The 10,329-nt window shown below is 66.7% G+C and carries 9 protein-coding genes; all 9 read left to right on the top strand.

What is annotated here, in order from left to right:
* Window positions 1-517 (top strand): chemotaxis protein CheW (locus DCO49_RS17910; RefSeq protein ID WP_243402773.1); only part of this gene is annotated, 517 nt, incomplete at its 5' end.
* Window positions 518-591: 74 nt separating this feature from the next.
* The gene (locus tag DCO49_RS17905; RefSeq protein ID WP_079221799.1) at window positions 592-900 is read left to right on the top strand and encodes an STAS domain-containing protein; all 309 of its coding nucleotides are present in this window, start codon (window positions 592-594) and stop codon (window positions 898-900) included.
* Complete coding sequence (locus DCO49_RS17900; protein WP_070207889.1) at window positions 897-1,262, top strand: response regulator; 366 nt, start codon at window positions 897-899, stop codon at window positions 1,260-1,262. Before DCO49_RS17905 ends, DCO49_RS17900 begins: the two co-directional genes overlap by 4 nt.
* Window positions 1,263-1,315: 53 nt before the next feature.
* Window positions 1,316-3,304 carry a chemotaxis protein CheA gene (locus DCO49_RS17895; protein ID WP_116865147.1) on the top strand — a complete coding sequence of 663 codons (1,989 nt, stop codon included), beginning with the start codon at window positions 1,316-1,318 and terminating at the stop codon, window positions 3,302-3,304.
* Window positions 3,305-3,634: 330 nt separating this feature from the next.
* The gene (locus DCO49_RS17890) at window positions 3,635-5,875 is read left to right on the top strand and encodes a methyl-accepting chemotaxis protein (RefSeq protein ID WP_116865146.1); all 2,241 of its coding nucleotides are present in this window, start codon (window positions 3,635-3,637) and stop codon (window positions 5,873-5,875) included.
* Window positions 5,876-6,038: 163 nt separating this feature from the next.
* Window positions 6,039-6,812, top strand: coding sequence for a flagellar brake protein (locus DCO49_RS17885; protein ID WP_116865145.1), 774 nt, complete (start codon window positions 6,039-6,041; stop codon window positions 6,810-6,812).
* Between the two features lie 109 nt (window positions 6,813-6,921).
* Complete coding sequence (locus DCO49_RS17880; RefSeq protein ID WP_116865144.1) at window positions 6,922-7,413, top strand: chemotaxis protein CheW; 492 nt, start codon at window positions 6,922-6,924, stop codon at window positions 7,411-7,413.
* Between the two features lie 137 nt (window positions 7,414-7,550).
* Window positions 7,551-7,934 (top strand): hypothetical protein, encoded by a 384-nt coding sequence (locus DCO49_RS17875; RefSeq protein WP_116865143.1) that lies wholly within the window; start codon window positions 7,551-7,553, stop codon window positions 7,932-7,934.
* A 95-nt stretch (window positions 7,935-8,029) separates the two neighbouring features.
* A partial coding sequence (locus DCO49_RS17870; RefSeq protein WP_116865142.1) for a methyl-accepting chemotaxis protein occupies window positions 8,030-10,329 on the top strand: 2,300 nt, incomplete at its 3' end.

Genomic DNA, 10,329 nt, shown 5'->3' with positions numbered 1-10,329 from the left:
GCCGCCCGGCATCCGCCCCGGCAGCTGGCAGGAACTGCAGGCGCAGGCCCACCAGCCGCCGCATGGCGCCAACCCGCACAACCGCCGCGCCGCCGAACGCACCTCGCGCTGGCTGCGCCTGCGCTGTGGCACCCAGGCCTATGCACTGGAACTGCTGAAGGTGCAGGAAGTGGTGCTGCCCGTGCCGCTGCTGCCGCTGCGCGGCACGGCGCCGGCCATGCTCGGCATCATGAACCTGCGTGGCCAGGTGGTGCCGGTGATGGACCTGGGCATCCACCTGGGCGCGGCCACCGCCGAGGACGATGCGCAGACCCGCATCGTGGTGCTGGAAGAGAACGGTGAAACCCTCGGCCTGCGCGTGTCCGCGGTCGAGGACGTGGCCAGCCTCACCGATTCGCAGATCGAGCCACCCGATACCGCCCGCATCTGCCAGATCTCCAACGAGCTCTTCCGCGGCGTGGCCCGCATCAGCCAGCGGCCGATGATCCTGCTCGATGCGACCCGGTTGTTGGGCTGAGCGCGTCGATTCAACCCTAAAGAACCCCTGCCGGGTGCCGTTATGGATCTCGGAACCGTTTGTCCGGAGCAACGATGAGCACTGTCGAACTGGGTGACGATCTCGGCATCGAGAACAGCACCGAGCTCAAGAACCGCCTTTCGCCCCTCGTGGCGGAAGCAGGCGAACTGACCCTGGACGCAAGCCAGGTCGGTCGCATCCACACGGCCAGCGTGCAGGTGCTGTGTGCGTTCGTGCAGGCGCGCCGCGAGGCGGGCCTGGGCACCGGCTTCCACGGCTGCACTGCAACCTTCCGTGACGCCGCCCGCCTGTTGGGCGTCACCCAGGCCCTGGGCCTGGACGTACCCCATGACAACCTGAAATCTGTGGAGAACGCTGCATGAGCGCACGTATCTTGGTGGTGGACGATTCGGCGTCGATGCGCCAGATGGTTTCCTTCGCCCTCACCTCGGCCGGTTTTGCCGTCGAAGAAGCCGAAGACGGCGCGGTCGCGCTCGGTCGCGCCAAGGGCCAGCGTTTCAACGCGGTGGTCACCGACGTCAACATGCCGAACATGGATGGCATCAGCCTGATCCGCGAGCTGCGCCAGCTGCCGGACTACAAGTTCACCCCGATGCTGATGCTGACCACCGAGTCGGCTGCGGACAAGAAGTCCGAAGGCAAGGCCGCCGGTGCCACCGGCTGGCTGGTCAAGCCGTTCAACCCCGAACAGCTGGTCGCCACCGTGCAGAAGGTGCTGGGCTGATCGCCCGGCACCCCTGAACCGCCCCTACCCCACGTTTCCGGATTGCCTCTGCCATGAGCATGGACCTGCAACGCTTCCACGCCACCTTCTTCGAGGAGAGCCGCGAAGGCCTCGACGCAATGGAGGCCGGCCTGCTGGCCCTGGAATCGGGGCAACAGGACGCGGAGATCATCAATTCGGTGTTCCGCGCCGCCCACTCCATCAAGGGTGGCGCCGGCACCTTCGGTTTCGATGCGATCGCCGGCCTGACCCACGTTCTGGAAACGCTGCTGGATGAGCTGCGTGCCGGCAAGCGTGCGCTGGAACCGGCCGCGGTGGACGCGATGCTGTCCTCGGTGGACGTGCTGCGCGCCCTGCTGCGCGAAGCCGAGCACGGCCAGGCCGCTGATCCGGCCGCCGTCGCCGCGGTGAAGGCGCGACTGGAAGCCGTGCTGTCCGGCCAGGCCGCCGCCAGCGCTCCGGCCGCTGCCGAAGCCAAGATCGACGACACGCCCGAAGCCTGGCAGATCGGCTTCACCCCGGCGCCGTCGCTGTTCATGAGCGGCAACGACCCGCTGCGCATCATTCGCGAACTGGAACACCTGGGTTCGCTGCAGGTCGCCGCGCGCATGGAGCGCCTGCCCGGCTTCGCCCAGCTCGACCCGCTCGAAGCCCACTTGGCGTGGGACCTGGGCCTGGTCGGCAAGGTGCCGCGCAGCAAGATCGAAGACACCTTTGCCTGGGTGCTGGACGACTGCGAACTGGACATCCGTCCGGCTGCGCCGCCGAGCCTGGCCACCCAGGCCCCCGTTGTTGCCCCTTCCACCCCCGCTGCACCGGTGGCTGCAGCCGCCCCCGCCGCACCGGCCGCCAGTGGCGGCGCACAGGAAGCGGAAACCTCGATCCGCGTCAGCGTGGACAAGGTCGACGCACTGATCAACCTGGTCGGCGAACTGGTCATCACCCAGGCCATGCTCAAGCAGGTCTCGCACGCACTGGACCCGGTGCATGCCGAAAGCCTGTTCGCCGGCCTGGACCAGCTTGAACGCAATACCCGCGATCTGCAGGAAGCGGTGATCGGCGTGCGCATGCTGCCGGTCGATGCGGTGTTCCGCCGCTTCCCGCGCCTGGTCCGCGACCTCTCGACCCGCCTCGGCAAGCAGGTGCGCCTGCGCACCGTCGGCGAAGGCACCGAACTGGACAAGGGCCTGATCGAAAAGATCGCCGACCCGCTGGTCCATCTGGTCCGCAACTCGATCGACCACGGCCTGGAAATGCCGGACGTGCGTCGTGACGCAGGCAAGGACGAGACCGGTACGATCACCCTGGCCGCTTCACACCAGGGCGGCCACATCGTCATCGAAGTCAGCGACGACGGCCGCGGCCTGAACCGCGACAAGATCCTGGCCAAGGCGCACGAACGCGGCCTGGCCGTACCGGACAACCCGACCGATTCGCAGGTCTGGGACCTGATCTTCCAGCCCGGCTTCTCCACGGCCGATGCGGTGACCGATCTGTCCGGCCGAGGCGTGGGCATGGACGTGGTCCGCCGCAACATCCAGGCACTGGGTGGTGAAGTGCAGATTGAAAGCAGCCTGGGCAGCGGGACGCGCACGCTGATCCGCCTGCCACTGACCCTGGCCATCCTCGACGGCATGACGGTGGCGGTGGCCGGTGAAACCCTGATCCTGCCGCTGGCCTACGTGCTGGAAGCCCTGCAGCCGCAGCCCGAGGACATCCGCAGCATGGCCGGCGAAGGCCGCGTGCTGCGCGTGCGTGGCGAGTACCTGCCGATCCTCTCGCTGAGCGAGTACTACGGCTACGGCGCCCGCCGCGCCAACAGCGAATCGCTGGTGGTGGTGGTCGAGGGCGATGGCCAGAAGATCGCCCTGGAAGTAGACGAACTGGTCGGCCAGCAGCAGGTGGTGGTGAAGAACATCGAGAACAACTACCGCCGCATCGGCGGGGTGTCCGGTGCCACCATCCTCGGCGACGGCCGCGTCGCCCTGATCGTCGACATCGGTGGCCTGGTGCGCTCGCTGCGCGTGCCGCAGGCCGCCTGACCCACCGCACCGCGTTGTACCCGAAACGCCGCCCGCAGGGGCGGCGGTTTTCGTTTGCGCGCGCTTCAATCGCGCTGACCACATTGTGTGACATTGGTCGTGCCGGCGGTTGCACCTGAAACCAGCTGTCCGGGCCAGGGCCATGGCGCTGCAACGCTTTCCACATCGGCTTGCCGGGCGAGTGACTGTGACATTGATCTTAAAGTCCCGTGATCTGACGCCGCTATCTGTCTGTGACGGCGGTCACTATCAAGACGCCCAGCCACGCCGTTACGCATTGCCCCTTCCAAGGCCGCCCGCGCGCGGCTCCACTGTCACCTGGAGCATTTCATGAAGTGGTTCCACGATCTGCCCATCGCCCGCAAGCTGGCGCTGGGTTTCACTTTGACCACCCTGATGACGGTGGTCCTGGGCGTGTTTGCGCTGCTGCGCCTCTCCGAAGCCAATGCACAGCTGGGCTCGATGGCGACCAATGACATGCCCTCGCTGCAGCACCTGGGCGAGGCGCGCTCGCTGCTGGGCGAGTTCCGCACTTACGAGATGGCCCTGCTGACCATGCTGGACCAGCCTGACCGGGTTGCCGACTACAACAAGCGAATGGATGACACCGCGCAGACAGTACGCGATGAGTTGGCGGCGTACGCCGCCATTCCAGCCAGTGACGCCGAGCGTGCGCTGTTCACGCCGGTGAAAGCCGACGTAGATGCCTATCTCGCTGCCAATGCCAGGCTGCGTGAAGCAGTGAACACCGGCGACGCCGCGCTGGCCCAGCAGATTTCCGACGAGCAATCTCGGCCGGCACGGCGCAAGGCGTTCGATGACCTGAAGGCGCTGAGCGGATTCCTCAGCAAGCAGATGCAGGGCAAGATCGAGGGCGCCAACGCCACCCACCGCAACAGCATCATCGCCGTGGTCAGCTGCGTGGTACTGCTGTCCCTGCTCGCAGCCGCGCTGGCCGTGGTCATCTCGCGCGCGGTCACCGGCCCGCTTGGAAAGGCGCTTACCGCCATCCAGGCCGTCGCTCGCGGCGATCTCAGCGTCAGCACCCAGGCCACCAGCCAGGATGAAGCCGGTCGCATGCTCGCCGCGACCAGCGAGATGACCGCCATGCTGCGCCGCTTCTCCGAGCAGACCCAGCTGATGGCGCAGATGCATGCCGGTCCGGACATCAGCCATCGCATTCCCGAGGATTTCCCCGGCGTCTACGGCCAGCTGGCCGGCGGGATCAATACGGTCATCTTCGAACACCTGGATGCAATCGTTGATGCCATCGATGTACTCAACCAGTACGCCGTCGGCAACCTGGCCCCGGACGCACGGCGCCTGCCGGGCAGCCGCGCCATCCTGCACGAATCGATGGATGCCGCCAAGGCCAGCCTGCTGGCCATCAACACGCAAATCCAGCAGTTGGCCAACGCTGCGGCCGCCGGTGACTTCAGCCAGCGCGGTGACGCCGATTGCTTCGACCATGACTTCAAGGTGATGATCGAGCAGCTGAACTCGATGATGCAGGTGGCCGACGGCAACCTGGGCCAGCTCTCGCAGCTGCTGCAGGCCATCGCCGAGGGCGACCTCACCGCACGCATGGATGGCCAGTTCCACGGCGTGTTCGCCCGCATGCGCGATGATGCCAATACCACCGTCAGCCAGCTGACCCAGATCGTCGGCCAAATCCAGGCCAGCGCTGGCAGCATCACCCTGGCCGCCGGCGAGATCGCTTCAGGCAACAGCGACCTGTCGCGCCGTACCGAACAGCAGGCCGCCAATCTGGAAGAGACCGCGGCATCGATGGAGGAACTCACCTCCACCGTGAAGCAGAACGCCGAGCACGCCCGCCAGGCCAACCAGCTGGCCATCGGTGCACACGGCGTCGCTTCGCAGGGCGGCGAAGTGGTCGGGCAGGTGGTCGTCACCATGTCGGCCATCGAAGCCTCCTCGAAGAAGATCGCCGAAATCATCTCCGTCATCGACGGCATCGCCTTCCAGACCAACATCCTGGCGCTGAATGCCGCGGTGGAAGCGGCGCGTGCCGGTGAACAGGGTCGCGGCTTCGCCGTGGTCGCCAGCGAAGTGCGTACCCTCGCCCAGCGCTCGGCCGCCGCCGCGAAGGAAATCAAGGGCCTGATCGATGATTCGGTCGGCAAGGTCGCCGAAGGCTCCAGCCTGGTGCACCAGGCCGGCAGCACCATGGGCGAGATCGTCGCCTCGGTGCAGCGCGTCACCGACATCATGGCCGAGATCTCCGCTGCCTCGCAGGAGCAGTCGGCTGGCATCGAACAGGTCAACCAGACCGTGGTGCAGATGGACGAAACCACCCAGCAGAACGCCGCGCTGGTGGAAGAAGCCACGGCCGCCGCAAGGGCGATGGAAGACCAGGCTGCGCAGCTGGGCGAAGCCGTTGCCCGCTTCCGCTTGGCCACTCCCGGCCTGAGCGCTCCCGCACCGCGCGCCATTGCCGCAGCCCCGGTGGCGCGCAAGCCCACGGCAGTTGCCACCCCGGCCCCGTCGCGGGCCCGCAAGCCGGTGGCGCAGCCTGCGCTGGCCGGTGACGGCGACTGGCAGGAGTTCTGAGCCACAGCGGGTCCGGTTGCAGCATGACCGGACCCGCATCAAGGCGGCGGCACCGTCCATGGAAAGTGATGCATTTCACACTTCATAATTGCCGACCTTGGCCGATACTTCCTTCAAGCCACGCGCCCGCGCGTGTCGGCCCCCGCCCCAGAATCAAGATTCCATGTCCGACGGCCACGACAACGACCAGCACGATGCCCACGCGGCCGACGCCGACGACGAACGCTTCCTGGTGCGCAATCCCCGCCAGCTGCGCCAGCTGCTGCGTTCGCTGATCGACCAGCGTTCGCTGATCAACGCCCACATCGACGGCCGTGATCGCTCCTTCCCGACCGCCCTGCTGGACCTGGACGAGGACGACGATTTCCTGCTGCTCGATGGCAGCCCGCAGGAAGCCTCCAACCGCGCCGCCGAAGACGCCGATCACCTGCTCTGCTTCGCCCAGCTGGAACGGGTGCTGGTGCGCTTCCGTCTGCACGACCTGCAGCGGGTGGACAACGAGGGCCACGTGGCTTTCCGCGCACCCCTGCCCGAAGAACTGGTACACCTGCAGCGGCGCGAACTGTACCGCCTGGAGACCCCCATCACCGACTCGCCGCAGCTGTCCCTGCCCGCCGGTGAAGTGGGCAGCGAAGCGCTGTCGATGCGCGTGGTCGACATCAGCGGCGGCGGCCTGGCCGTCACCGTGCCCAGCGACTGCGCGGTGTTCAGCCTGCAGAAGCGCTACAACGCCGTGCTGTCGATGCCCGATGGCCCGGACCTGCAGATTTCCCTGGTGGTCTGCAACATGCTGCCGCAGCGGCAACCCAACGGCATCGAGGTCAAGCGCATCGGCATGCGGTTCGACGACCTGCCGCGCGGAGGCGACAGCGCCATCCAGCGTTACATCTTCCGCATCGACCGCCAACGCAAGGCGCGCCAGAACGGCGAGATGTAAGAGGTAGCGCCGGGCCATGCGTGGGTGGCGCACCTACCCACCTAAAGTCCCCACCCACGGGGCCGATATCGAGGCTGACACCGGGACTTCCGGCAGACCAGGACCCTCGATGAACGACAAGACCAGCTCCACCGCCAGCGCCGGTGGCGAATTCCTCAGCTTCACCCTCGGCGCCGAGCACTACGGCGTGGACATCCTCAAGGTGCAGGAAATCCGCGGTTACGACGCGGTCACCCGCGTGCCGGACGCACCGGACTACATCAAGGGCGTCATCAACCTGCGCGGCACCATCGTTCCGGTCATCGACCTGCGCTTGAAGCTGCGCCTGGAAAACGCGACCTACGACGCCTTTACTGTGATGATCGTGCTGAACGTGGATAACCGCGTGGTCGGCATCGTCGTCGACAGCGTGTCCGACGTGATCCCGCTGTCGGGCGATCAGATCCGCCCCACCCCGGAGTTCGGCGCCGCCGTCGATACCCGCTTCATTTCCGGTATCGGCACGCAGGACGACCGCATGCTGATCCTGCTGGACATCGAAACCCTGCTGGACAGCGCCGACATGGGCCAGGCCAGCCTGGTCGAAGACGCCGCTGCGTGAGCCGACGGACTTCCCTCACGTTTCTGTAACCGAGCCCTTCAGTTCCCCGCGGCCATGCCGATAGGGGGACAGGAACCCGGTCGCGCAGGAGCGCGCAGTACCGGATCGACCATCACAATCCCCGGAGAATCACCCCGATGAAGTCCCTGCTTGCGTTCGTTTCGGCCGCTGCCCTGGCCACCACTGCTTCTTCCGCCATCGCACAGTCGGCCGACATGATCCCGCCGGAAATGGCGCCGCGCTCGGTCGGCAAGGACGGCATGGTCTGCGGCAAGGTCGAGAAGGCCCGCTTCGCGGAAGGGTCCGAAGGCCAGCCGACCTTCCTGTACATGGGCGGCGCCTTCCCGCGCCACACCTTCTCGGCCCGCATCGCCGGCGAGAACCGCAGCAAGTTCAACTTCCCGCTGGAAAGCCTGGAAGGCAAGACCGTCTGCGTGCTGGGCAAGATCCAGCGCGATGCCTCGCGCGCTGAAATCGAAGTCAGCTCGCCGGCAAGCCTGAAGCTGGCCAACATCAAGTAATCCGCTGTCCGTCACCACGCCGGCTGCTGCCGGCGTGGTCTGCTGCAACCGGGCCGGACGCCCGGGCGCGTCTGCCTTAGGAGATCACAACGCCCATGTCGTGGATCAACAACCTCAAACTGATGCCGAAACTGTTGCTGACGTTCGGTGTCATCCTGCTGGTGATGCTGCTGCAGGGCATCGTCGCCTATCGCGGTCTGCATTCGCTGAACAACGTCACCACGGAGCTGGCGGGATCGCGGATGGAGAGCATCCGCATGGCCGGCGAAATGCGTGGCATGGTGGGTGAATACCGTAACGCCGCCTACCAGCAACTGATCCGCGCCAGCGACGACGTCAAGACCGACGCGCGCAACCGCGCCAAGGACGTGCGTGCACGCATGGACAAGGCGGTGGTCGATTACCCGAAGATGATCGACAACGCGCAGCAGAAAAAGCTCTTTGATGCCTTCGCCGCGGACTGGAAAGCAGCCCTGGCGTCGTATGACAGCGTTACCGAAATGCTGGAGCTGGACCTGCCGGACGATGCCATCGACACCTTCGTCGGCGAAACACGCACAAAGCACAACAAGGCGACGGCGGCCCTGGAGTCACTGATCGCCGAAGACAATCGCCTGGCGCGCGCATCGCGCGACGAGGCGTCCTCCACTTACGCCGCATCGGCCACGCTGATGGTGATTGCCCTCTTCGGCGGCGCCGCGCTGGGACTGGTGCTGGTGTGGCTGTTCGCCCGTGCACTGGTCGGCAGCGTGCGTGGCGCCGTCTCGGTTGCCAACGACGTCGCCGGTGGCAAGCTCGACGGCCATATCGATGTCAGCCGCCAGGATGAAGTGGGCGAACTGATGCAGGCCATGCAGCGCATGCAGCGCGACCTGCGCGAGCGCATCGAGACCGATGCCGCCGTCGCCCGCGAGAACCTGCGCATCCGTACCGCGCTGGACTACAGCTCCACCGGCGTGTACCTGACCGACCCGAACAACACCATCGTCTACAGCAACCGCGCCCTGCAGCAGACCCTGGCCCAGTACCAGGATGACGTGCGCCGCGACCTGCCGGACTTCGACGCCCAGGCGTCGCTGGTCGGCAAGCCGGTGACCGTGCTGGAACACCGTGGCGAGATGGACACCAGCCTGGTGGCCAACCTGAAGGCCCACGGCGTCGCCCGCCGCCCGATGCAGTACGGCGATGCGCAGTTCGCCCAGGTGGCCTCGACCATCCGCAACGAAGCCGGTGAGACCGTCGGCTACGTGGTGGAATGGCGCGACCGCACCCAGGAAGCGCAGGTCGAAGCCGAAGTGGCCCGCGTCATCGCCCAGGCTGCCGCCGGCGACCTGTCCGGCCGCATCGATGCCAACGGCAAGGAAGGCTTCTTCCTGCAGCTGGCCCAGCAGATCAACGGCCTGCTGGACGCCAACGCCGGCAGCATCGAGCAGATCTCCGGCCTGCTGGCAGCCCTGTCGCAGGGTGACCTGACCGTGCGCATGCACGGCGATTACCAGGGCGTGTTCGCTCGCATGCGTGACGATGCCAATGCCACCGCCGCGCAGCTGAGCGAGATCGTCACCCGCATCAAGCAGTCCAGCCGCGCGATCAGCTCGGCCGCTGGCGAGATCGCCTCGGGCAACAGCGACCTGTCGCGCCGCACCGAGCAGCAGGCCGCCAACCTCGAAGAAACCGCCGCCTCGATGGAGGAGCTGACCTCGACCGTTCGCCAGAACGCCGAGCACGCCCGCCAGGCCAACCAGCTGGCCATCGGTGCGCACGGCGTCGCTTCGCAGGGCGGCGACGTGGTCGGCCAGGTGGTCACCACCATGTCGGCCATCCAGGCGTCGTCGAAGAAGATCGCCGAGATCATCTCGGTCATCGACGGCATCGCCTTCCAGACCAACATCCTGGCGCTGAACGCTGCGGTGGAAGCCGCGCGTGCAGGTGAGCAGGGACGCGGCTTCGCCGTGGTCGCCAGCGAAGTGCGCACACTGGCACAGCGCTCGGCCGCTGCAGCGAAGGAGATCAAGGGCCTGATCGACGATTCGGTCGGCAAGGTCAACGATGGCTCGGCACTGGTTCACAAGGCCGGCGCGACCATGGGCGAGATCGTGGCCTCGGTGCAGCGCGTGACCGACATCATGGCCGAGATCTCCGCAGCTTCGCAGGAACAGTCCGCCGGCATCGAGCAGGTCAACCAGACCGTGGTGCAGATGGACGAAACCACCCAGCAGAATGCCGCGCTGGTGGAAGAAGCCACCGCTGCCGCCCGTGCGATGGAAGAGCAGGCAGGCCACCTGAGCGAGGCCGTGTCGATCTTCGTGGTGGACGAAGCCGAGACCGCGGTCGCCCCGCGTGCCCCGGCCCCGGCCCCGCGCGTGGCCGCCCCGGCAACGGCACCGGCCGCACC

The organism is Stenotrophomonas sp. SPM (genome assembly GCF_003105135.1).
Classification (GTDB): Bacteria; Pseudomonadota; Gammaproteobacteria; order Xanthomonadales; family Xanthomonadaceae; genus Stenotrophomonas.
This window is presented reverse-complemented; position numbering and strand designations above follow the sequence as displayed.

Excerpts from the sequence above, each read along its gene's own strand:
- DCO49_RS17880 (WP_116865144.1), top strand. The coding sequence starts at position 6,922 with ATGAACGACAAGACCAGCTCCACCGCCAGCGCCGGTGGCGAATTCCTC.
- DCO49_RS17875 (WP_116865143.1), top strand. The coding sequence starts at position 7,551 with ATGAAGTCCCTGCTTGCGTTCGTTTCGGCCGCTGCCCTGGCCACCACT.
- DCO49_RS17885 (WP_116865145.1), top strand. The coding sequence starts at position 6,039 with ATGTCCGACGGCCACGACAACGACCAGCACGATGCCCACGCGGCCGAC.
- DCO49_RS17900 (WP_070207889.1), top strand. The coding sequence starts at position 897 with ATGAGCGCACGTATCTTGGTGGTGGACGATTCGGCGTCGATGCGCCAG.
- DCO49_RS17905 (WP_079221799.1), top strand. The coding sequence starts at position 592 with ATGAGCACTGTCGAACTGGGTGACGATCTCGGCATCGAGAACAGCACC.
- DCO49_RS17890 (WP_116865146.1), top strand. The coding sequence starts at position 3,635 with ATGAAGTGGTTCCACGATCTGCCCATCGCCCGCAAGCTGGCGCTGGGT.
- DCO49_RS17895 (WP_116865147.1), top strand. The coding sequence starts at position 1,316 with ATGAGCATGGACCTGCAACGCTTCCACGCCACCTTCTTCGAGGAGAGC.